Here is a 21,338-nt window from a genome sequence, read left to right as displayed (position 1 = left end):
ACCGCTCGCAAGGTGGAGGCATGAAACGACGAATTCTGGGTGGCACGGGGATCTCGGTCAGCGAGTACGCGTTCGGCGCCATGATGCTCGGCCAGTGGGGCAACCCGGACCACGAAGAGGGCGTCCGGATGCTGCACACCGCGCTCGACGCCGGTGTGAACTTCTGGGACACCGCAGACATGTATTCCCACGGTGAGAACGAGCAGATCGTCGGGAAGGCCTTGAAAGGCCGCCGCGACGACGTCGTGCTCGCCACCAAGGGCTTCTTCCAGATGGGCTCGGACCCCAACCAGGGCGGCCTTTCGCGGCGCTGGCTGACCCGCGCACTGGACGACAGCCTGCGGCGGCTCGACACCGACTACGTCGACCTCTACCAGGTCCACCGGCCGGACCCGGCGACCGACATCGAGGAGACGCTCTCGGTGCTGACGGACTTCGTGCGGTCCGGGAAGGTGCGCGCGATCGGGTCGTCGGACTTCCCGGCCGAGCAGATCGTGGAAGCCCAGTGGGTGGCGGAAAAGCGCGGCCTGGCGCGGTTCCGCGCCGAGCAGCCGCCGTACTCGATCTTCAACCGGGCGATCGAGGCCGCCGTGCTGCCGACCGCGCGGAAGTACGGCATGGGCGTGCTCACGTGGAGCCCGCTGGCCAGCGGCTGGCTGTCCGGCAAGTACCTGAAACCGTCCGATGTGGACCTGTCCGAAGGCCGCCGGACGTTGCAGGCGCACAAGTTCGACCCGGCGCTGCCGGAGAACGCCGTCAAGTTCGACGCGATCGCGCAGCTGAAGAAGATCGCCGACGACCTGGGCCGGCCTCTCACGCACCTGGCGACGGCGTTCGTCCGCGCGCACCCGGGCGTGACGTCGGCGATCATCGGCCCGCGCACGCCCGCTCAGCTCGACGACCTGCTGGCCGGCGCCGATCTGGAGCTGGACGACGACGTGCTGGACCGGATCGACGAGATCGTCCCGCCGGGCACGGACCTGAACCCGGCGGAGAAGGACTACACCCCGCCGGCGCTGGCGGACAAGCACCTGCGCCGGCGGTAGCCGCGCGCTCCCGAACCGTCACTTTCCCTAGGAAAGATGCGACACCTCACGGAGACTTCACTTGCCGCCGCGGGCCATGCGGAGCACGTCGAGGGCTTCGTCGAGCTGGGCTTCGGTGAGCTTGCCGTCCTTGACGTGGCCGCGTTCGAGGACGACCTCGCGGATCGTCTTCAGCTCCTTCAAGGCCTGCTTCGCGACCGCGGCGGCTTCTTCGTAGCCGATGTACTTGTTGAGCGGCGTCACGATCGACGGCGAGCCTTCGGCGTACTGCCGGGTGCGCTCGACGTTCGCCGTGACGCCGTCGAACACCTTGTCCGCCAGCAGCCGCGAGACGGCGGCGAGCAGCCGGGCCGACTCGAGGACGTTGCGGGCGATCACCGGCAGGTTGACGTTGAGCTGGAAGTTGCCCGCCGCGCCGGCGAAGGCGACGGCCGCGTCGTTGCCGATCACCTGCGCGACGACCTGCAGCGTCGCCTCCGGGATCACCGGGTTGACCTTGCCGGGCATGATCGACGAGCCCGGCTGCAGGTCCGGCAGGGCCAGCTCGCCGAGGCCGGTGCGGGGGCCGGAACCCAGCCAGCGCAGGTCGTTCGCGATCTTGTTGAGCGACACGGCGAGGGTGCGCAGGTGCCCGGACGTCTCAACGACGCTGTCCTGCGTCGCCTGCGCCTCGAAGTGGTCGCGGGCCTCGGTCAGCGGCAGCCCGGTCACCTCGGCGAGCTCGGCCGCGACGGCCGCGCCGAAGCCGTCGGGCGCGTTCAGCCCGGACCCGACGGCGGTGCCGCCGATCGGCAGCTCACCGAGGCGCGGCAGGCCGGACTTCAGCCGTTCGATGCCGAAGCGGACCTGCGACGCCCACGCGCCGGCCTCCTGGCCCAGCGTGATCGGCACGGCGTCCATCAGGTGCGTGCGCCCGGACTTCACGACGTCCGCCCACTCCGCGGCGCGCGTCTCGATCGCGCCGGCGAGGTGCTCGAGCGCCGGGACGACGTCCTTGAGCACGGCTTCGGTCGCGGCGACGTGGATGGTCGTCGGGAAGGTGTCGTTGGAGGACTGCGACGCGTTGACGTGGTCGTTCGGGTGCACGTCGCGGCCGAGGGTCCGGGTGGCGAGGGTGGCGATGACCTCGTTGGCGTTCATGTTCGACGACGTGCCCGAGCCGGTCTGGAAGACGTCGATCGGGAAGTGCGCGTCGTGGGCGCCCTCGGCGACCTCGTCGGCGGCCTTGGCGATGGCGTCGGCGACGTCGGCGTCGAGCACCCCGAGCTTGCGGTTCACGCGCGCGGCGGCGGCCTTGAGCAGGCCGAGCGCGCGGATCTGGGCGCGCTCCAGGCCCCGGCCGGAGATGGGGAAGTTCTCCACGGCCCGCTGCGTCTGCGCCCGGTAGAGAGCGTCGACCGGCACGCGGACCTCGCCCATCGTGTCGTGTTCGATCCGGTATTCCTGGTCAGCCATGACACCGATTCTGGACCTGTTCGAGGGTTGTCGCGTGGTGGCGTTGCGCACCCCTGCGGCGCGAGTGGCCCGTTGGTGCCGGTTCGGTCGCGAACGGGCCGTTGGCGCACGGCCGCAGGGAGGCGCGAACGGTCCTTTCGAGCCGCCCACGGTGCGAGTGGCCCGTTCGTGCCGTGTCGACCAGCCCCGCGCGAGTGGCCCTTTCGCGCCGGACCGAACCGGCGCGAGCGGGTCCGTTCGCACCGCGCGCGTCGCGAACAGACCCGCTCGCGCCGTCGGCCAGGCCCGCCACAACCCGACCATCGTCTGGCGGCGTCGTGGCTTCGAGCACCTTGAGCGTCCGGCGAGGCTAGGATCGGATGTGTTCTCGATCACCGCCATCCACCACTGGCTGGAGCGAGCATGACTGAAGCTTCTGGGGACTCCTACGACCTCGTGATCATCGGCGCGGGCCCGACCGGTCTCTTCGCCGCCTACTACGCCGGGTTTCGCGGGCTGTCGATGGCCATCGTCGACTCGCTGCCCGAGCCCGGCGGCCAGGTGACCGCGATGTACCCCGAGAAGATGATCTACGACGTCGGCGGTTTCGCCGCGGTCAAGGGGCGCGACCTCGTGGACGGGCTCGTCCAGCAGGCCGCGCCGTGGAAGCCGGCCTACCTGCTGGGGCGCAAGGCCGAGAAGCTGGAGACGCTCGAAAACGGCGTGGAACTCACCCTCGACGGCGGTGAGACCCTCCGCGCCGGCGCCGTGCTGATCACCGCGGGCATCGGCGAGTTCACCCCGCGTCCGCTGCCCGCCGGCGACGGCTGGCTCGGCCGGGGCATGGTGCACTTCGTGCCGTCGTTGCAGGCGCACGCCGGGCAGCACGTGGTGGTCGTCGGTGGCGGCGACTCGGCGTTCGACTGGGTGCTCGCACTGCACCCCGTCGCGGCCAGCGTGACGCTCGTGCACCGCCGCGCGAAGTTCCGCGCCGCCGAGTCGATCGTCCGGCAGGCTCGTGAGCTCGGCACCCGGATCATCACCGACGCCGAGGTCACGGCGTTCGTCGAGGACGCGAGCGGCGCGCTCGAAGCCGTCCACGTCTCGGTGAAGGCCGCCGGCGAGGAGCGGCTGCCGGCCAACTCCGTCGTCGCCGCGCTCGGGTTCACCGCCGACCTCGGGCCGATCGAGAGCTGGGGTCTGGAGATCGACCACCGCGCCATCGCCGTCGACTCGACGATGGCGACCCCGCGCGAACGCGTCTACGCGGCGGGTGACGTGGCCGCCTACCCGGGCAAGGTCAAGCTGATCGCGACCGGCTTCGGCGAGGCCGCGACGGCCGTCAACAACATCGCCGTCGCCCTCGACCCGGACGCACACCTGTTCCCGGGCCACTCCAGCAACGCCGAGTAGGTCAGGCCTTCGTCTTCTCCGCGATCCACGGCGCGTAGGCGACGACGGACGTGTAGATCGACGGCGCCGTCGCGCACACCGGGCTGTCGTTGCCCGGGCGGCTCGTGACGCCGGCCAGCAGCCAGTGGTCGCCGTCGCGCACGACTTCCGGGCCGCCGGAGTCGCCGAAGCACGCCCCGGCGGTGCCGCCCGGGTTGTCCGTGCACAGCTCGGCCGTGCCGTCGAACACCGACGTGCACTTCGAGCCTTCGACGATGTGCGTGTCGAGCTGCTGCAGCGCCGTCGGGATCTGGCCGCAGTTCACCTTCGGGCAGGTCTGGCCCCAGCCGAGGATCCGGGTCGCCGTCCCCGGTGCCGCCGCCGTCGCGATCGCGATCGGCGCCGCCTTGGCCGGCGTCGCGAGCCGCAGCAACGCGATGTCGCCCGCCGGGTTCTGCGTGTCGAACGCCGGGTTGACGATGATCTCGGCGGGCCGCGCGACTTCGCCGCCCTGCCCGGAGTCGTTCGACCCCAGCCGCAGCGACACGGCGGACGGGGCCTTGTCGAAGACGCAGTGCGCGGCCGTGACCACCCACGCCGGGGCGATCAGCGCGCCGGCGCAGAACAGCTTGCCGGACGTCGAGTGCAGCGACACCGCGAACGGGTACGGCTGGTCGGCGACAGCACCGCCGACGATGCCGGGTTCGGCCGCGGCGGTGCCCGGGACCAGAACGAGCGCGAGGACCGTCAGCAGTGCCAGCAGTCGCCTGGTCACGAATCTCCTTTACGGCAGCGGGGGCACCACGTCGTCGTCGCCGGCGCTCAGGTTGCCGTCGAAGTCGATCGAGGAGTACGCCCGGAGCTTGTCGAGCCGGTGGTAGCCGTCGATCATTCTGACGGTCCCGGACTTGGACCGCATCACGATGGACTGCGTCGTCGCGCCGCCTTCGCGGTAGTTGACGCCGCGGAGCAGGTCGCCGTCGGTGACGCCGGTGGCGCAGAAGAAGACGTTGTCGCCGCGCACGAGGTCGTCGTTGAGCAGGACGCGGTCGAGGTCGTGCCCGGCGGCGATGGCCTTCTCGCGCTCGGCGTCGTCCTTCGGCCACAGCCGGCCCTGCAGCTCGCCGCCGAGGCACTTCATCGCGCAGGCCGCGATGATGCCCTCGGGGGTGCCGCCGATGCCGATCAGCATGTCGACGCCGGTGGTCGGGCGGGCCGCGGCGATCGCGCCCGCGACGTCGCCGTCGGAGATGAAGCGGATCCGCGCGCCGGCGTCGCGGACCTCCTTGATGATCTGCTCGTGGCGCGGGCGGTCCAGGATGCACACCGTGACGTCGCCGACGCTGCTGTTCTTCGCCTTGGCGACCCGGCGGATGTTCTCCGCGATCGGCGCGCCGAGCTCCACCTTGCCCGCGGCTTCCGGCCCGACGGCCAGCTTCTCCATGTAGAACACCGCGGACGGGTCGAACATCGCGCCACGCTCGGCGACCGCGAGCACCGCGAGGGCGTTGGGCATGCCCTTGGCCATCAGCGTGGTGCCGTCGACCGGGTCGACCGCGACGTCGCAGTCCGGGCCGTCGCCGTTGCCGACCTCTTCGCCGTTGAACAGCATGGGCGCTTCGTCCTTCTCGCCCTCGCCGATCACCACGACGCCGCGCATGGACACGGTCGACACCAGCTGGCGCATCGCGTCGACGGCCGCGCCGTCCCCGCCGATCTTGTCGCCGCGGCCGACCCAGCGGCCGGCCGCCATCGCGGCGGCTTCGGTCACCCGGACCAGCTCCATCGCGAGGTTGCGGTCGGGCGCTTCACGGCGTTGTGGGGCGCTGGAGCTGGTCATGCGGGCCTCCCGGAATGCGGAGTTCGGCGGACGCCCAGTCTCTCAGATACCGCGGGTCGGTCGAGGCACCGACGGCATGGCGAACGTCACTGGCCGTTGCCGGGCTCGTCCTCGACGGACGCCAAGGCGGCTTCGATGCGCTCCCGGGCGCCCTCGAGGTGCCGCTCGCAGACCTTCGCGAGCTTCTCGCCCTTCTCCCACAACTCGAGCGACTGCTCGAGCGACAGCCCGCCGGCTTCGAGCTCGCGGACGACCTCGACGAGGCGGTCACGGGCCTGCTCGTAGCCGAGTTCCTCAGTGGCTGGTTCGCTCACGCTGGACGTTCTCCGACCTTCCGGGATGGGTTGTGGGCGCACACTACCGCGCTCGCCATCGCGTGGTCGTACCCGACGAACGCCAGCGCGAACTCCTGCCCGTCACCCTCCGCGATCGCCTCTTCGAGGTTTTCCTGCGCCCCGGCCACCCGCTTGCGGTGCCCGGCGCCCTCGGCGAACCACCAGCGCGAACCGACCTGCATCGACGTCGCCTCGGAGAGCCGCCGCAGCTGCGGGCCCAGGTCGCGGCGGGCGGCGGTGCCGCAGCCGGCGAGCAGCGCCGTCCAGCATTCGGCGGCCGCCCGATCGGTGCGGATCGCCTGGTCCAGCAGCGGACGCGCGCCCAGCTGCCGGGCCGCGTCCATCGTCAGCGGGAGGAACGTCGCTGCCCGAGGATTCACTCCCGTGCTCCTTCCGCCACCGCCGTGATCGCGCCGTCGCCCACGCGCACGCGCAGCTGGGCACCGGCCTCGACTTCGGAGACGGAGCGGAGTACCTGGAGGTTGCCTTCGGCGTCGAGGAACTGCACGACCGCGTAGCCGCGTTCCAGCGTCGCGGCCGGCCCGAGCGCGGTGAGCCGGGCCCGCGCGCTGGCGATTTCGGCCTGGTCCTTGGCGAGCAGGGTCAGCATGGCGCGGCGGGCGCGTTCGCGGTGCACGTCGACGTCGTCCTGGCGCCGCTGGACCGGGCCGAGCGGATCGGCCAGCGCCGGGCGGCTGCGCAGCTGGGTCAGCAGCCGGGTCTGGGTGTCGACCCAGCCGTGTAGCGCGCGGCGGCCGCGGTCACGCATCTGGTGGACGCGCTGGGTCTCCTCGCGGACGTCCGGCACGATCCGCTTGCTCGCGTCGGTCGGCGTCGAGCAGCGCAGGTCGGCGACGTAGTCGAGCAGCGGGGTGTCGGGCTCGTGCCCGATCGCGCTGACGACCGGCGTCCCGGCGGCCGACACCGCGCGGCAGAGAGCCTCGTCGGAGAACGGCAGCAGGTCCTCCACGCTGCCGCCGCCGCGGGCGATGACGATGACGTCGACATCCGTGTCGGCGTCCAGCATCCGCAGCGCGCGCATGATCTGCGGAACCGCCTGCGAACCCTGCACGGCGGTGTTGAAGACCTTGAACTGCACGTGCGGCCAGCGCGCCTGGGCGTTGACCAGGACGTCCCGCTCGGCCGCCGACGCACGGCCGGTGATCAGGCCGACGCCCCGGGGCAGGAACGGGATCGGCCGCTTGCGCTGCGCCGAGAAGAGGCCTTCGGCGGTGAGCAGCTTCTTCAGGCGTTCGATCCGGGCCAGCAGCTCACCGATGCCGACGGCGCGGATCTCGTCGGCGCGCAGGCTGATCGTGCCGCGGCCGAAGAAGAACGACGGCTTCGCGTGCACGACGACGCTGGCGCCCTCGCGCAGCGGCGGCTCCATCTCGCGGATCAGCCAGTTCGGGCAGGTGACCGACATCGAGACGTCCGCGGACGGGTCGCGCAGCGTCAGGAACGCGGTCTGCGTGTTCGGCCGCGAGTTGACCTGGGTGACCTGACCTTCGACCCAGACGCTGCCGAGCCGGTGGATCCAGTCGCCGACCTTGCGCGCGACCGTGCGGACCGGCCAGGGGTTTTCGGCGGTGCTCGAGGGTGCCGGCGCGGATTCGGTGCTCACGGGCCTTCCGTGCCGTCGCCGGACTCTTGCGCCTTGCGGGCGTTGGCGATCCGGCGGCTCAGCATCCCGGTGAACGACGAGCGGTCGGCGTGGGCGCGCTCGTACTCGAGGATCGTCTCGAGCTGCGGGATCGAGAACTGGCGCAGCCGGGCCCGCAGCTGCGGCAGCGTGAGCTGGTCGTAGCCGGTCAGCCCGGCGGGACCTTCGTACCCGCCGGCGCTGGTCTTCGGGATTTCGCTCTTGGCCTTCTTGTCGATCTTGGGCGTGCCGGGCTTCGGCTTGGAGGCTTTCTCCGGCGCGTTTTCGGGCGCGTCGAACTCGCCGTCGGCGTGGTCCTCGGCGAGCGCGCGCTCTTCGTCGGCCCACGGGTCACCCAGTTCCGCTTCGAAGTCGGAAAGTGACGGAACGTGACCGTTGACCTCCGAACGGGGCTCGGGCACGTCGGCGACCGGCGTGAGGTTGGGCCGGACGGGCGGGACGTCGAGGTCTTCGTCGAAGGTCGCCCAGCTGGGGGTGTCCTCGACGGGCCGCAGGTTCGACAGGGCGTTGTCGCCCTTGATCGCCAGCTCGGTGACGTGCTGCTGCACCCGCATGGAGGCCTGCAGCACCTGGCTGACGACGGTCACCGGGAGCCCGGCGAGCTGCCGGGGAAGCTCACGAACCCGCTCGGCGGTGCTGACGGCGAGGCCCGCGGCGACCCGGAGGGGGAGCGGGAATGGCTTCATACGTCTAGCCTGCCGCATTTACGCCATCCTGCCCAACCCAAAGGGTGGGTTCGGGCGCGTTGCGTGACCCCGCGCACAGCACGACAGGGGGACGAAGCTCACCCGAAAGGGACTGCGGGTTCGCCCGCGGACTGCCCGTACCCTGGGTGCCATGAGTTCAGCGAGTCCCGGAATCGAGCCCGCGGGTACCCCGACGATCACCGGAACCGCCTCCGGCAAGAAGCGCGTGCTGCTCGCGAAGCCGCGTGGCTACTGCGCCGGCGTGGACCGCGCGGTGATCGCCGTCGAGAAGGCCCTCGAGGTCTACGGCGCCCCCGTGTACGTGCGCAAGGAGATCGTCCACAACCGCCACGTGGTCGAGACGCTGCGCGAGCGCGGCGCGATCTTCGTCGACGAGACGTCCGAGGTGCCCGAGGGCGCGCTCGTGGTGTTCTCCGCCCACGGCGTCTCGCCGATGGTGCACGCGGAGGCGGCGGACCGGAACCTGCGCACGATCGACGCGACCTGCCCCCTGGTGACGAAGGTGCACAAGGAGGTCAACCGGTTCGCCAAGGACGACTACGACATCCTCCTGATCGGCCACGAAGGCCACGAAGAGGTCGAGGGCACCGCCGGTGAGGCGCCGGACAAGGTGCAGCTGGTCGACAAGGCCGAGGACGTCGACAAGGTCGAGGTGCGCGACCCGTCGAAGGTGATCTGGCTGTCCCAGACGACCCTGTCGGTCGACGAGACGATGGAGCGGGTCGACCAGCTCCGTGAGCGGTTCCCCGGTCTGGCGGACCCGCCCAGCGACGACATCTGTTACGCCACCACGAACCGCCAGGTCGCGGTCAAGGCGATGGCGGCCGAGTGCGACCTGGTCCTGGTGGTCGGCTCGACGAACTCGTCCAACTCGAAGCGCCTGGTCGAGGTGGCCCTGAAGGCGGGCGCCGACACGTCGTACCTGATCGACTTCGCCCGCGAGATCGACGAAGCCTGGCTGGAGGGCGTCACCACGGTGGGCGTCACCAGCGGCGCGTCGGTCCCGGACGTGCTGGTGATGGAGGTCCTCGACTGGCTGGCCGAGCGCGGCTACGCCGACGTCGACGAGGTCACCACGGCGAACGAGAAGATCACCTTCGCGCCGCCGAAGGAGCTTCGCAAGGTCTGAGTTCCTCTGGACGCTTCGGCGGCGGGCCGGGTTTCGGCTCGCCGACGGAGCTTCGTGCCCCGAGGCTTGAGCGGTTCCGGCGGCGAGTCGATTTTCGGCTCGCCGCCGGGTGCTTTCCGAGATGAGCCCCTTACCCGGCGGCAGAACCTGCTGGGGCGTCCGATGGGTGAGCGCCACCCCTTCTCCGCCTCGCTCTCGCGGCCGTCGGACGAGATCCGGGATCTCGGGAGCGGACTCGCCGGTGACCGCTGCCGCGTGAGTCGACACCCGGCCGGGAGCGCCGGCTGCGGCGGGTCGATACGTCCGGGGATCGCGCTCGGCCGCGCGTCGGTGGCAGAGGTCGCCGCGGTGGTGAGCCGTGTGGTCCGAACCATCGCGCCTGAACGCCGAAGGCGGTCACCTCCCGTAGGAAATGACCGCCTTCGGTGATACGTCAGCGTTCTTCGTCGTCCCAGGGACGGTTCCGTCGCGGCGGAGCACCACGCCCACCCGCCGAGGGGCGGCGGGGCGGCGGTGTGTCACGGCCGTCTTCGGCCGGGGGCCGCGGCCGGCGGCGCGGGGCGGCGTCGCCGCGGGGCTCGCGCCGGCGGGGGTCGGCCTCTTCCGGGCGGGGGCGGCGGTTCGCCGGCGGGGGCTTGCGGGTGCCGCGGGTGCCCGGGTCGCGCTCGGCGGGCGCACCCGCCGCACGAGGGGCGCGGCGCTCACCTTCCGCGGGCGGACGCGGCCGCCGGGGCGGTTCGCCTTCACGGCCACGGCGGGTACCTTGCGGCACGGGCGTCTGACCGGTGCGGCTCGAGCCGGGCGGCCGCGGCCGCCCACCCGCCGATGTCGCCGCGGCACGAGCCGCGGGCTTCTCGTCGTCCTCGTCCGCGCGACGGCGGTCGGCCTTGCCACCCTTGCCGCCCTTGACCTTCGCCGGGGCGTCCGGGTCCTTCTCGCGGAAGATCCGGACGAACCCGATCAGCAGCGTGACACCGGTGGTGATCGCCATCATCGGGAAGCCGTTGATCAGCGGGGTGCCGATTTTCAACGCCTTCGAAAGCATGTCGTCGCCGCCCTGCGACCCGGAGGTCAGCAGGATCACGCTGGTCACGGTCACGGCCAGCACCAGCGGCGGCATCACCATCGGCCCGAAGATGCCCCGGCGCCGCACCGCGCAGACCGCGATCACCGCGCCCAGGACGTAACAGACAGTGAAGATGACGGGGATGCTGTTCTGGCTCGGCTTGCCGATGAGGGCACCGACGACCGCCAGGCCGAGGCCGACCAGGACCGCCGCCCACCAAGGGAGTCCACGCCTCGAACCGACGACTGGACGCTCGTCCCACGGCACGGGGACGTCGTCGGCATCTGGATCGCTCTGGCGATCGCGAATCGCGGTCACGAGACAACACCGTATCTCGTGGTTGTGAAGATCTTGCTAGCACCGCCGCCGACTTGGTTGTACCGCCACCCGGCGGCGTGAGCCGAATGGCTGCGGGCACTCACCGCGGACAGCCGTCATCGGCATCTCCCGGAGTGCTCGATCGGTGCCGGCCGTGACTCGCCAGGAGGAGCATCGTCGCTGGTAGGACGATTACCGGTCACCTCGTGGCCACCTTTTGGACACTGCTCCGCCAGGTAGGCCGGATGGCCGTGTCCGGGTGCTGTCCGCCGAGGTCACAAACTGCCGCACCGAGTGACGCGAGTCAGCCGCTCGGGTACGTCCGTCCGAGGCCGCCTCCACCGCGCCGGGTCCGGCCGCCGACGCTGTCCGGCCCTGCCTGCCCGGGCCGTACCTCGCCGCGAGCCCGTCGAACGGCTCGATGGCTCAGCACGACCAGCCGAGGTCGTCCTCGCCAAACCGGTGACCCGTCACCGCGTTCGCAGGGCTCGCATCGCGACGCCGTTCAGGCGATCGCCGCCCGTTCCGGAGCCCGGCTCCGGGCCGAGCGGGGCGCCCCGCCGTGACCGTGAGTCAGTCGACCACCCGTGGTCCAGTCCTTTCAGCTCGCCGCCAGTTCGTCCCCCTTCCGCACCTGGGGCACCGCGGCCGGACTCCCCGACGCGTCCGTCAAGGGAGCCACCGTCGCCCGGAACGTCTCCAGGGCTTCCAGTTCCCGCCGCCGCGCCGAAAGGAACCGCTGCAGGTGCGTGCTGGACAGGTTGAGCGCCTCCACCGCGCCGCCCGCGGCCCGGTGCGCCGCGGCCGCGCCGGCCCGGACCTGCTCGACGTCGGCCTCCAGCGTGCGGTCGGTCGCCGCGAACAGGGCCGCCGAGGCCAGCACGCCGAAGCCCGTCGGCCCGCACAGGAACACCCGCCGGTCGATCAGCCAGCGCAGCAGCTCCGGGTCGGTGTCCAGCGCCGCGACCACAGCGGCGTCGGACGGGACGAACATGATCGTGCCGTAGATCGCGTCCGCCCAGCGCTGATAGCCCTTGCCGGCCAGCTCGGCCGCCCGGGACCGGATCTGCCGGACGTGCGCGCGCAACGCGTCCAGCCGTTCCTCCGGGTTGTCGGTCTCGATCGCTTCGGCCCAGGTCGCCATGCTCGCCTTGGCGTCGACCGGGACCGTGCGCCCGCCGCCGACGCTCAGCACCATGTCCGGTTTCGCCGCGCCACCACCGGCCAGGTCGGTCTGCAGGGTGAAGTGCAGGTCTTCGCGGAGCCCGAGCGCCCGCGCCGTCTCGACCAGTACCTGCTCGCCCAGCTCGCCGCGCCCGCTGATCGACGCGAACGCCACCTCGTACCGGCGCAGCGCGAGCTGCTGCTGATCCGCCTTCGCCCGCTCGGCCGCGACCAGCCGGGCCGCCGCGTCCGCGCGCCGCATCCCGTCGTTGTACAGCCGCCACAGCACCGCGACCGCGATCAGCAGCAGGACCGCGAGCACGACCGCCGCCGTGGTCAGCACTGTCGCCACCTGAATCTCCTCCCTCGGGGCCGCTGGATCGGACCGCGCAGACATCATGACGGACCCCACCGACAAAAAACGCACCCGACCCGTCGCTCTGGGTAGCTGACCTGCGAACACTTCGAATTCGGGCAGGGCGTGTCCGAGCAAGCCACTCTCGTGCTCGTACACACGTTCGAGTGGGATGGCGGCGAGCCTCCGCGATTTCGTCGGAGCCGGGTCGTACCTTGGCCCGGTGAGATTCCTGCACACGTCCGACTGGCACCTCGGCCGCACCTTCCACGGTGCGGACCTGCTGGCGGAACAGGAAGCGGTGCTCGGGCACCTCGCCGACCTCGTGGCCGGCGAGGCGATCGACGTCGTCCTGGTGGCGGGGGACATCTACGACCGCGCGGTGCCGTCGGCCGAGGCCGTGCGGGTGGCCACCGCGGCGGTCGCCCGGATCCGCGCGGCCGGCGCGCAGCTGATCGTCACGCCCGGCAACCACGACTCCGCTCCCCGGCTCGGCGCGTTCGCCGAGTTCGCCGCCGCCGGCGGGCTGCACCTGCGCACCACCGTCGGGGGCCTCGCCGAACCGGTGCTGCTCGACGACGACCACGGCCCGGTGGCGTGTTACGGCATCCCTTACCTCGAACCGGAACCGTCGCGGCACGCGCTGGGCGTGCCGGAGGCGCGCGGGCACACGGGCGTGCTCACCGAGGCCATGCGCCGGATCCGCGAAGACCTCGCCACCCGCCCCGGCGTCCGGTCGGTCGTGCTCGCGCACGCGTTCGTCACCGGCGGCGAACCGACCGATTCGGAGCGGACGATCGCGGTCGGGGGCGTCGAACAGGTGCCCGGCTCGGTTTTCGACGGCGTCGACTACGTCGCGCTCGGCCACCTCCACGGCCCGCAGACCCTCGCCGAGCACCTGCGCTACTCCGGAAGCCCGCTGGCGTACTCGTTTTCCGAGGCGCGGCAACGGAAATCGGTCTGGCTGGTCGACTTGGACGCCGATGGGCTCGCCGAGGTGCGCCGGCACGAGCTGCCGGTGCCGCGGGCCCTGGCCACCCTGCGCGGCGAACTCGAAGACCTGCTCGTGGCCCCGGAACACGACGTGTTCCTCGAGCACTTCCTGTCGGTCACGGTCACCGATCGTGTCCGCCCGGTGGACGCGATGCGCCGGCTGCGCGTGCGGTTCCCGCACGCCGTGCACGTGGAGTGGGAGCCCGAAGGCGGGTACGCGGGCGCCCCGCTGCGGTACTCCGACGCCGTCCGCGGCCGCTCCGACATCGAGATCTCGCGCAGCTTCCTCGACGACTGCCGCGGCGCCCCGCCGAGCGAACGCGAAGAGAAGCTCCTGTTCCACGCACTCGAAGCGGCCGACCGGGGGGCGCTCGCGAAATGAGGCTGCACAGGCTGGAGGTCGAGGCCTTCGGGCCGTACCTCAAGCGCCAGGTGGTCGACTTCGAGGTGCTCGGCGCGGACGGGCTCTTCCTCCTCCACGGCGAAACCGGCGCGGGCAAGACCACGCTGCTCGACGCGATCGCGTTCGCCTTGTTCGGCGTGGTCCCGGGCGCCCGCAACGAGGCGAAGCGGTTGCGCTGCGACCTGGCCGTGCCGGATCAGGTCACCGAGGTCGCGCTGGAGCTCACCGTGCAGGGGCACCGGCTGAAGATCGTGCGCAACCCCGAGTACCAGCGGCCGAAGCGGCGTGGCGAGGGCACGACGACGCAGCAGGCGAAGGTGTCGCTGAGCTGGATCGGCACCGCGCCGGCCGGGCTGGCGCCGGAGGGCCTGATCCGGATCGAGGAGGTCGCGCGCACGGTCGAGCGGCTGCTCGGGATGACCGCGGCCCAGTTCTTCCAGGTGGTGCTGCTGCCGCAGGGCGAGTTCGCCCGGTTCCTGCGCTCGGACACCGCCGAGCGCGAAAAGCTGCTGGAACGGCTGTTCGGCACCGAGCGCTTCGCCGACGTCGAACGCTGGTTCGCCGACCTGCGGGCCGAGCGCGGCCGGGAGCTGGAGGCGCGGCAGCAGTCCGTGCGCGAGCTGCTGGCGCGGTATGCCCAGGAGGCCCAACAGGATCCGCCCGAGTCGGAGCCCGCGGATTGGGTGGACGCGGTGCTCGCGGCGGCCACCGAACGCGTCGGGCAGGTCACGGCGGAGGAGGAGCGGGCGCGGGCCGCGGCCCAGCGGGCGGACGCGCATCTGCAGGAGGAGCGCGCCGACGCGGAGAAGATCCGCCGGGTTCGCACCGCGCACCTGCGGCTGCTCGAGATCACCGAGCAGGCGCCCCAGCGTGCCGAGTGGGCCCAGGAAGTCGCGGCCGCGCGGCGGGCGGCGGGCGTGGCCGTCGAGGCGGACCTGCTGGACCGGCGGACCGCGGAGCTGACCGACGCCGAACAAACGGAGAAGGCCTGCGGTGCGGAGCTGCGGGAGTTCGGCACCCGCGCGACCGGCGACCTGAAGGCGCGAGCGGCGACCGCGCGCGAAGAAGCGGGTGCGGTCGCCGAACTGGTCGCCGAGGCCGAGCAGCAGCAGGTCGACATCATGCGGCGCGACGACCTGAAGCTGTCCTCCGTCACAGCCGCGAAGCAGGCCGAGGAACTGACTGCCGAGCTGGCCGCGATCCCCGGCCAGCTGGCGAAACTGCGGGCGGACGCGCTCGCGGCGGCCGAAGCCGAAGCCAAGCTCGACGGGGCTCGCGCCCGCGTCGACGAGCTGCGGGCCGTGGCGCGCGACGCGGCCGAACTGCCCGAGGCGCAGGCGAAAGTCGGGCGGGGCGAAGCGAAACTGCGCGAAGTCGTCGACACGCACCAAGCGGCCCGGCAACGGCGGCTCGACCTGCGCGAGCGGCGGCTCGACGGCATGGCGGCCGAACTCGCCGCCGCGTTGCCGGAAGGCGCGCCCTGCCCGGTCTGCGGCTCCGCGGAGCATCCGGCGCCGGCGAACCGGAACGCGATACTCGTCGATCCGGCCGAAGAGCGGGCCGCCGAGGAAGCCGAGCAGGCGGCGGACGCGATGTGGCAGCGGGTCGTCACCGCGTTGGAAGAGGCGAAGGCGCGGCTGGCGGGGCTGATCGAGCGGCTGGAGGGGCGGACCGCCGAGACCGTCACGGCTGAGCTGTCCGAAGCCCGCGCGATAGTCACCACGCTGACCCAGCAGGCGGAAGCGAAGGCGAAACTCGGGCAGCAGGTCGTGCTGCTGGAGCGGGACCTGGAGCTGCGGACGGAACGTCGTCGCCGGGCCGAGCAAGCGGTGGCCGAGGCCACGGCGGACGTCCGATCCCTGGAAGAACGGCTGGCCGAGCGGGAACGCCGGTTGGTCGCCGGGCGCGGCGAGTTCGCGGACGTCGGGGCGCGGCGGACGTACCTGGTCGGGCTGGCCGAGGCCCTCGAAGCCGTCGCCGAGGCGCGGACGGCGGTCACCGGCGCCCGGGAACGGGTCGCGCAGCAACGCACGCTGGTCGACGCGGCGGTCAAGGCCAAGGGCTTCACGTCGCTGAAGAAGGCGCGCTCGGCGATGCTGCCGGACGAGCAGATCGAAAAGCTGGAACAGGGCATCGCCGAGGCCGAAGCGACCGCGGCGGGCGCGCGGGCGCTGCTGTCCGAGCCGGACCTGTTCGGCATCTCGCCGGACGACGTCGCGGACGTCGGGCGCGCGGCCGACGCCGCCGAACTGGCGCGCGCGGCCGCCGACACGGCGTACGCGGCCTTGCGCGTTGCCGCCTCCCAGCACGACGAGCTGACCCGGCTGGCCGGACTGCTGCGGAAAGCACTCGCCGGGTTGGCACCGGCCGAAACCGAGTACGCGGAGCTGCGCGCGCTGGCGGACGTCGTCAACGGGCGCGGGCAGAACAGCCGGAAGATGTCGCTGCGCTCGTACGTGCTGGCGGCGCGGCTGGAGGAGGTGGCGGTCGCCGCCACACACCGGCTGCGCACGATGAGCCAGGGGCGCTACGCGTTCGTGCACTCGGACGCGGCCGGCGCGCGCGGCACCCGCGGCGGCCTCGGCATCGACGTGCTGGACGACTACTCGGGCACGATCCGCCCGGCGAAGACGCTGTCCGGCGGCGAGTCGTTCCTGGCGTCGCTGGCGTTGGCGCTGGGGCTGGCGGACGTCGTCGCCGGCGAGACCGGTGGCGCGCTGCTGGACACGCTGTTCGTCGACGAGGGCTTCGGCACGCTGGACGCCGAGACTTTGGACGTCGTGATGAACATCCTCGACGAACTCCGCGCCGGCGGCCGAGTGGTCGGGCTGGTGTCGCACGTCGAGGAACTGCGGCAGCGCATCCCGACGCGGCTGCGGGTCCGCAAGGCCCGCACGGGCTCGACCTTGGAGGTGCGCGCGGGCTGACGCCTCGGCCAAGATGAAGTCATGACCGACCAACTGCCCGAGGGCCTGCCCCGCTACCGCGTGCTCACCGGCCCGGACGACGCGAAGTTCTGTCACCGGGTGAGCGAGGCGCTGGAGCTCGGCTACCGCCTGCACGGCTCACCGGCGGTCACCTTCAACGGCGAGCAGGTGATCGTGGCCCAGGCCCTGCTCTGGGCGGGCGAACAGGCCTAGCACCCGGCTCGCCGACTGCCGCGGCTCTTGGCGGTGGCCAAGACTTGCTACCCGCGCCCTTGCCCGGGAGTGGCGGCGCGCTCGAATCGGTCCCGGCTGCGCCCATCGTCGCAGCTCACGGCCGCTTTGCGCGGGCCGCCGAGCCCGCCGGATCCGCGCGCCACAGGTACATCCCGGCGTAGGAACACCACGGCGTCCACCGCCTGGCCCGCTCCGAGAGGTCCCTCACGCCCAGCGCCGCCGCGCCCCGCTGCAGGGCGGCGTCGCCGGTCAGCAGGACGTCCGGCGCACCGAGGACGCGCATCAGCACGTAGTCCGCTGTCCTCGCGTCGACTCCCGGGCACGCGAGCAGCTCCGCCCGCAGGTCCGCCGCGTCGCGTCCGACGTGCACGTCCAGCCGGCCCTCGGCCAGCGCCGCCGCGACGCCGGCCACCCGCGGTGGTCCCGCCGTCGCGAGCTGGGCCGCCGTCGGGAACAACCTCGTCACCCCCGCTTCGCCCGGTACCTCGTCGCCGAGGACGTCCGGCACCTCCCGGCCGAGCAGGGCGCGCAGCAGCAGCTCCTCACCGTCGACCGCGCCCGGGACGCGGATCCCGGGCACCGCAGCCACGACCGGTGCCAGCGCGGGGTCGGCGCCGAGCACGCGCGTGACCGCCGCCGGGTCGGCGTCGAGGTCCAGCAGGCGGCGGACCCGGCTGACCGCGCTACTGAGATCACGCAGGTCTGCGAGCTGCAGCTCGCAGCGCACGTGGTCCGGCTCCGGCGTCAGCCGTACGACGCCGGTGCCGTGCGCGAGGCGCAGCGTGCGGGTGTACGTCCCGTCGGTGACGTCTTCGACGCCCGGCACCGCCTGGCCCGCGAAGAAGCAAAGCAGCCCGACGGCGTCGAAAGGCGGCCTGAACGGCAGCCGCAGGCTGAGCCGCGTTCCTCCGACGTCACCCTGACGTCTACGCCGCGAAGCAGCGAAGGCGCGAAGCTGCGAAGGCGTTGTCGCGAACACTTCGCGGATCGTCTCGTTGAACTGCCGGACGCTGGAGAAGCCCGCCGCGAACGCGACGTCGGTCAGCGGCAGCCCGGACATCTCGATGAGCAGCCGCGCCGAATGCGCGCGATGGGCCCGGGCGAGCGCGAGCGGGCCGGCGCCCAGTTCGGCGGTGAGCACCCGGCCGAGCTGGCGCTCGGAGTAGCCGAGCCGTCGGGCGAGGCCCGGGACGCCTTCGCGTTCGACAGTCCCGTCGGAGATCAGGCGCATCGCCCGCGCCGCGAGGTCGGCGCGCAGGTTCCAGTCCGGTGACCCGGGCACGGCGTCGGGGAAGCAGCGGCGGCAGGCGCGGAAGCCGTTGGCCTGTGCGGCCGCCGACGTCGGGTAGAAGCGGACGTTCTGCACCTTCGGCGTCGACGCCGGGCACGACGGCCGGCAGTAGATGCCGGTGGTGCGGACCGCCATGATGAACTGGCCGTCGAAGCGCGGGTCGCGGGCGGTGACCACGCGGTAGCAGCGCTCGGCGTCGCGCCAGAGCGCCGGGGCTTCGGCGACCGCCGTGTTCAGGACCATGAATCCCAGCCTGCCACCAGGTCAGCATCGCGACTGGCGGGAATCCGACACGGCGTTCGGCCTGGTCGTGAGCCCTGACGGCGTCCGCGGACCGGCCACGTAGACTTCGGGGTCGTGAGCCTCACCCTCGGTATCGTCGGCCTGCCCAACGTCGGCAAGTCCACCCTGTTCAACGCGCTGACCCGCAACGACGTGCTCGCCGCGAACTACCCGTTCGCGACGATCGAGCCGAACGTCGGCGTGGTCCCGCTGCCGGACCCGCGGCTGGACAAGCTCGCCGAGCTGTTCAAATCGGAGAAGACCGTGCCGGCCGCGGTGTCCTTTGTGGACATCGCGGGCATCGTGAAGGGTGCCTCCGAGGGCGCCGGGCTGGGCAACAAGTTCCTCGCGAACATCCGTGAGGCCAACGCGATCTGCCAGGTCATCCGCGTGTTCGACGACCCGGACGTGATCCACGTCGACGGCAAGATCGACCCGCTGAGCGACATCGAGACGATCAACACCGAGCTGATCCTGGCCGACCTGCAGACGCTCGAGAAGGCCGTCTGGCGCCTGGAGAAGGAAGCGCGGACCAAGAAGGAAGCGAAGCCCGCGCTCGAGGCCGCGCAGAAGGCGAAGGAAATCCTCGACAGCGGCCGCACGCTCTTCTCCGCGCAGAAGGACGTCGACCTCGAACTGCTTCGCGAGCACAGTCTCCTGACCACGAAGCCGTTCCTGTACGTCTTCAACGCCGACGAAGGCGTCCTCACCGACGAAGCCCGCCGCGAGGAGCTGACCAAGCTGGTCGCGCCGGCCGACGCGGTGTTCCTCGACGCGAAGGTCGAGCAGGAGCTGCTGGAGCTGGACGACGAGGAGTCGGTGCGCGAGCTGCTCGAGTCGGTCGGCCAGCCGGAGCCGGGCCTGTACTCGCTGGCCCGCGCCGGCTTCCACACCCTCGGCCTGCAGACCTACCTGACCGCGGGCCCCAAGGAGTCGCGCGCCTGGACGATCCCGCAGGGCGCGACCGCCCCGCAGGCCGCGGGCGTCATCCACACGGACTTCGAGCGCGGCTTCATCAAGGCGGAGATCGTCTCGTACAACGACCTGATGGACGCCGGCTCGATGGCGGCGGCCCGGGCCGCGGGCAAGGTCCGCATGGAGGGCAAGGACTACACCATGACGGACGGCGACGTGGTGGAGTTCCGCTTCAACGTCTAGATCTGTCTCGGCCCCGGGTCGTAGGTCGGCCGGGTGATGAGCGATCTGGCTGCTGTCCTCGCGGAGCACCGTGCCGCGCCGTTTCCGTCGGCGGTCAGGCGGGGCGAGGACTACGGGTCCGTGTGCGCCGTGACGATCGACGCCGACATCTGCGGGTGGGCGAGCCGGGCGGGATCACTGCCGCCGGGCGCGCGGGTGCCCTTAGCGCGTGCCGCGGACAGGCTGAGGTCGTCGCTGCCGGAGTTCCCCGCTGCGGGGCGGCCGTACTACGAGCGCCTTCTGGTCATTGCCGACCTGGCGCTGGCCGAGTAGCGGCTGGTTGCTGGTTGTTACTTTCATTGGACGCGGGATATACTGCGTCCAATGAAAGCTTCGCCGAGCTTGCTGCCCCTGCTGCGTTCGCGCATGCAGGGTGAGCTGCTCGCGCTCGTGCTGCTGCACCCGGACCGCGAGTACAGCATCACCGAGCTCGCCGAGGCCTGTGGTGTCACGCCCACCGCCGTGTTGCGGGAAGTCGAGCGGCTGACCGGTGGCGGCATCCTGGAAGACCGGCGGGTGGGCCGCAGCCGGCTCGTCAAGGCGCGTACCGACACCCCGCTCTACCCGCCGCTGAGCGAGCTCATCGCCGTCACCTTCGGGCCGATGCCGCTTCTCGCCGAGGCCCTGTCCGGGCTGGCCGGCGTGCGCGAGGCCTACATCTACGGCTCCTGGGCCGCGCGCTACCGCGGCGAACCCGGTCTTCCGCCCGGCGACGTCGACGTCCTCGTTGTCGGTTCGCCCGATCCGGACGCGCTCTTCGACTCGGCGGAACAGGTGTCACGGCGGCTGGGGCGCGAGGTCAACGTCCACCGGGTCTCGCCCGAGTCGTGGGCGGCGAGCACCACCGATCCCTTCCTCGCCAGCGTGCGTGAGCGTCCGCTGGTGAAACTCAGCCAGGAGACCTGATGCCGCAGTGGAACCAAGGCCGCGAACGGATCGACGCGTTCCTCGCGCGCGGCGCCATCGAGCACGTTCCGGCGTCGCGGGAAGCGGCCGAGGCCGAACTCGTTCGAGCCCGTACGCACCTTGCTTCGGCGCGACAGCTCCAGGAGACGGATCCGGAAGGCGCCTACACGCTGGCCTACGACAGCGCGCGGCGGGCGTTGGCGGCCGTCCTGCAGAACCAGGGGCTGCGGGTGACGAGCCGCGGTGGGCACGTCACCGTCTACGAAGCCGTCCTCGCTCAGCTGGATCCGCCGCTGGGGTCGGTTTTGCGGCCCTTCAACCGGATGCGGGCCCGTCGCAACGAAGTCGCCTACCGGTCCTCGGAGGCGCCTGCGGTGACGCCGGAGGACGTGACGGCCGACGTCGTGAAGGTCGAGGCCCTCATCGACGTCGCCGAGAAGACGATCCCGAACATGCCACGCTATTGAGCACCGCTCGCCGGCCGCTCACTCCGCGCGAGAGAGCGGTCCTGGACCTGCTGCTGGGCACGGACTTTCCCGGTGCTGCGGCACTTCGCGCCCAGGCGCGCACAGCCGAGGTGACCGGTCGCTGCCCGTGCGGGTGTCCCACGATCGACCTCGCCGTCGACGCAACAGTGACGGTGGCCGACGTCGGGA

20 protein-coding genes are annotated in these 21,338 nt (G+C 71.9%); 10 read left to right on the top strand and 10 right to left on the bottom strand.

Annotation, left to right across the window (positions count from 1 at the left end):
* The first annotated feature begins 20 nt into the window (after nt 1–20).
* Complete coding sequence (locus OHS18_RS24000) at nt 21–1,046, top strand: aldo/keto reductase (protein WP_328612478.1); 1,026 nt, start codon at nt 21–23, stop codon at nt 1,044–1,046.
* A 57-nt stretch (nt 1,047–1,103) separates the two neighbouring features.
* On the opposite strand, the gene OHS18_RS23995 is transcribed toward OHS18_RS24000, so the two are convergent.
* The gene (locus OHS18_RS23995; RefSeq protein ID WP_328612477.1) at nt 1,104–2,501 is read right to left on the bottom strand and encodes a class II fumarate hydratase; all 1,398 of its coding nucleotides are present in this window, start codon (nt 2,499–2,501) and stop codon (nt 1,104–1,106) included.
* 402 nt (nt 2,502–2,903) lie between these two features.
* On the opposite strand from OHS18_RS23995, the gene OHS18_RS23990 reads away from it, so the two are divergent.
* Nucleotides 2,904–3,893, top strand: coding sequence for an NAD(P)/FAD-dependent oxidoreductase (locus OHS18_RS23990; protein ID WP_328449076.1), 990 nt, complete (start codon nt 2,904–2,906; stop codon nt 3,891–3,893).
* 1 nt (nt 3,894) lies between these two features.
* On the opposite strand, the gene OHS18_RS23985 is transcribed toward OHS18_RS23990, so the two are convergent.
* The 6 genes from OHS18_RS23985 to OHS18_RS23960 form a co-directional block, all read right to left on the bottom strand.
* The gene (locus OHS18_RS23985; protein WP_328612476.1) at nt 3,895–4,647 is read right to left on the bottom strand and encodes a S1 family peptidase; all 753 of its coding nucleotides are present in this window, start codon (nt 4,645–4,647) and stop codon (nt 3,895–3,897) included.
* A gap of 9 nt (nt 4,648–4,656) precedes the next feature.
* The gene (glpX, locus tag OHS18_RS23980) at nt 4,657–5,712 is read right to left on the bottom strand and encodes a class II fructose-bisphosphatase (RefSeq protein WP_326957893.1); all 1,056 of its coding nucleotides are present in this window, start codon (nt 5,710–5,712) and stop codon (nt 4,657–4,659) included.
* A gap of 86 nt (nt 5,713–5,798) precedes the next feature.
* Nucleotides 5,799–6,026: an exodeoxyribonuclease VII small subunit gene (locus tag OHS18_RS23975; RefSeq protein WP_326957895.1), complete on the bottom strand. Its 228-nt coding sequence runs from the start codon at nt 6,024–6,026 to the stop codon at nt 5,799–5,801.
* Nucleotides 6,023–6,391, bottom strand: coding sequence for a hypothetical protein (locus OHS18_RS23970; RefSeq protein ID WP_328459204.1), 369 nt, complete (start codon nt 6,389–6,391; stop codon nt 6,023–6,025). Before OHS18_RS23970 ends, OHS18_RS23975 begins: the two co-directional genes overlap by 4 nt.
* Before the next feature lie 32 nt (nt 6,392–6,423).
* Nucleotides 6,424–7,671, bottom strand: a complete 1,248-nt coding sequence (xseA, locus tag OHS18_RS23965) for an exodeoxyribonuclease VII large subunit (RefSeq protein WP_328612475.1) — start codon at nt 7,669–7,671, stop codon at nt 6,424–6,426.
* A complete protein-coding gene (locus tag OHS18_RS23960; RefSeq protein WP_328449086.1) occupies nt 7,668–8,396 on the bottom strand; it encodes a lipid droplet-associated protein in 729 nt (242 codons plus the stop codon). The genes xseA and OHS18_RS23960 overlap by 4 nt, the downstream gene beginning before the upstream one ends.
* A gap of 151 nt (nt 8,397–8,547) precedes the next feature.
* Between OHS18_RS23960 and OHS18_RS23955 the strand changes: the two genes are divergently transcribed.
* Entirely contained in the window at nt 8,548–9,546 is a 999-nt protein-coding gene (locus OHS18_RS23955; RefSeq protein ID WP_328449087.1) for a 4-hydroxy-3-methylbut-2-enyl diphosphate reductase, read from the top strand.
* Between the two features lie 433 nt (nt 9,547–9,979).
* Here the strand turns inward: OHS18_RS23955 and OHS18_RS23950 are convergent, their stop codons facing one another.
* Together OHS18_RS23950 and rmuC are read right to left on the bottom strand one after the other, a co-directional pair.
* Entirely contained in the window at nt 9,980–10,930 is a 951-nt protein-coding gene (locus OHS18_RS23950) for a DUF6542 domain-containing protein (protein WP_328612474.1), read from the bottom strand.
* 601 nt (nt 10,931–11,531) lie between these two features.
* On the bottom strand, nt 11,532–12,446 hold the full coding sequence (rmuC, locus tag OHS18_RS23945; RefSeq protein WP_328449089.1) for a DNA recombination protein RmuC: 915 nt from the start codon (nt 12,444–12,446) through the stop codon (nt 11,532–11,534).
* 226 nt (nt 12,447–12,672) lie between these two features.
* Here rmuC and OHS18_RS23940 point away from each other — a divergent pair, with 226 nt between their 5' ends.
* The 3 genes from OHS18_RS23940 to OHS18_RS23930 are packed head-to-tail and all read left to right on the top strand — an operon-like array spanning nt 12,673 to nt 16,985.
* Complete coding sequence (locus OHS18_RS23940) at nt 12,673–13,824, top strand: exonuclease SbcCD subunit D (RefSeq protein WP_328449090.1); 1,152 nt, start codon at nt 12,673–12,675, stop codon at nt 13,822–13,824.
* Nucleotides 13,821–16,772 carry an SMC family ATPase gene (locus OHS18_RS23935; RefSeq protein ID WP_328612473.1) on the top strand — a complete coding sequence of 984 codons (2,952 nt, stop codon included), beginning with the start codon at nt 13,821–13,823 and terminating at the stop codon, nt 16,770–16,772. The genes OHS18_RS23940 and OHS18_RS23935 overlap by 4 nt, the downstream gene beginning before the upstream one ends.
* 21 nt (nt 16,773–16,793) lie before the next feature.
* On the top strand, nt 16,794–16,985 hold the full coding sequence (locus OHS18_RS23930; RefSeq protein ID WP_328612472.1) for a DUF1737 domain-containing protein: 192 nt from the start codon (nt 16,794–16,796) through the stop codon (nt 16,983–16,985).
* Nucleotides 16,986–17,100: 115 nt separating this feature from the next.
* Here the strand turns inward: OHS18_RS23930 and OHS18_RS23925 are convergent, their stop codons facing one another.
* A complete protein-coding gene (locus OHS18_RS23925) occupies nt 17,101–18,540 on the bottom strand; it encodes a DNA-3-methyladenine glycosylase 2 family protein (RefSeq protein ID WP_328612471.1) in 1,440 nt (479 codons plus the stop codon).
* Between the two features lie 114 nt (nt 18,541–18,654).
* On the opposite strand from OHS18_RS23925, the gene ychF reads away from it, so the two are divergent.
* The 4 genes from ychF to OHS18_RS23905 are packed head-to-tail and all read left to right on the top strand — an operon-like array spanning nt 18,655 to nt 21,149.
* A complete protein-coding gene (ychF, locus tag OHS18_RS23920; RefSeq protein ID WP_328612470.1) occupies nt 18,655–19,737 on the top strand; it encodes a redox-regulated ATPase YchF in 1,083 nt (360 codons plus the stop codon).
* 33 nt (nt 19,738–19,770) lie between these two features.
* Nucleotides 19,771–20,049: a hypothetical protein gene (locus tag OHS18_RS23915; RefSeq protein WP_328612469.1), complete on the top strand. Its 279-nt coding sequence runs from the start codon at nt 19,771–19,773 to the stop codon at nt 20,047–20,049.
* A 51-nt stretch (nt 20,050–20,100) separates the two neighbouring features.
* Nucleotides 20,101–20,682 (top strand): ArsR family transcriptional regulator, encoded by a 582-nt coding sequence (locus tag OHS18_RS23910; RefSeq protein ID WP_328612468.1) that lies wholly within the window; start codon nt 20,101–20,103, stop codon nt 20,680–20,682.
* Nucleotides 20,682–21,149: a hypothetical protein gene (locus tag OHS18_RS23905; RefSeq protein ID WP_328449132.1), complete on the top strand. Its 468-nt coding sequence runs from the start codon at nt 20,682–20,684 to the stop codon at nt 21,147–21,149. The genes OHS18_RS23910 and OHS18_RS23905 overlap by 1 nt, the downstream gene beginning before the upstream one ends.
* The last annotated feature ends 189 nt before the right edge of the window (nt 21,150–21,338 follow it).

The sequence above is a fragment of the Amycolatopsis sp. NBC_00355 genome (assembly GCF_036104975.1).
Classification (GTDB): domain Bacteria; phylum Actinomycetota; class Actinomycetes; order Mycobacteriales; family Pseudonocardiaceae; genus Amycolatopsis.
Note: the sequence above shows the minus strand (reverse complement) of the source record. Positions and strands in the feature narration are given on the sequence as shown.

Coding starts and splice junctions, on each gene's coding strand:
- OHS18_RS24000 (WP_328612478.1), top strand. CDS start 21: ATGAAACGACGAATTCTGGGTGGCACGGGGATCTCGGTCAGCGAGTAC.
- OHS18_RS23995 (WP_328612477.1), bottom strand. CDS start 2,501: ATGGCTGACCAGGAATACCGGATCGAACACGACACGATGGGCGAGGTC.
- OHS18_RS23990 (WP_328449076.1), top strand. CDS start 2,904: ATGACTGAAGCTTCTGGGGACTCCTACGACCTCGTGATCATCGGCGCG.
- glpX (WP_326957893.1), bottom strand. CDS start 5,712: ATGACCAGCTCCAGCGCCCCACAACGCCGTGAAGCGCCCGACCGCAAC.
- OHS18_RS23970 (WP_328459204.1), bottom strand. CDS start 6,391: ATGGACGCGGCCCGGCAGCTGGGCGCGCGTCCGCTGCTGGACCAGGCG.
- OHS18_RS23960 (WP_328449086.1), bottom strand. CDS start 8,396: ATGAAGCCATTCCCGCTCCCCCTCCGGGTCGCCGCGGGCCTCGCCGTC.
- OHS18_RS23955 (WP_328449087.1), top strand. CDS start 8,548: ATGAGTTCAGCGAGTCCCGGAATCGAGCCCGCGGGTACCCCGACGATC.
- OHS18_RS23935 (WP_328612473.1), top strand. CDS start 13,821: ATGAGGCTGCACAGGCTGGAGGTCGAGGCCTTCGGGCCGTACCTCAAG.
- OHS18_RS23930 (WP_328612472.1), top strand. CDS start 16,794: ATGACCGACCAACTGCCCGAGGGCCTGCCCCGCTACCGCGTGCTCACC.
- OHS18_RS23925 (WP_328612471.1), bottom strand. CDS start 18,540: ATGGTCCTGAACACGGCGGTCGCCGAAGCCCCGGCGCTCTGGCGCGAC.
- OHS18_RS23910 (WP_328612468.1), top strand. CDS start 20,101: ATGAAAGCTTCGCCGAGCTTGCTGCCCCTGCTGCGTTCGCGCATGCAG.
- OHS18_RS23905 (WP_328449132.1), top strand. CDS start 20,682: ATGCCGCAGTGGAACCAAGGCCGCGAACGGATCGACGCGTTCCTCGCG.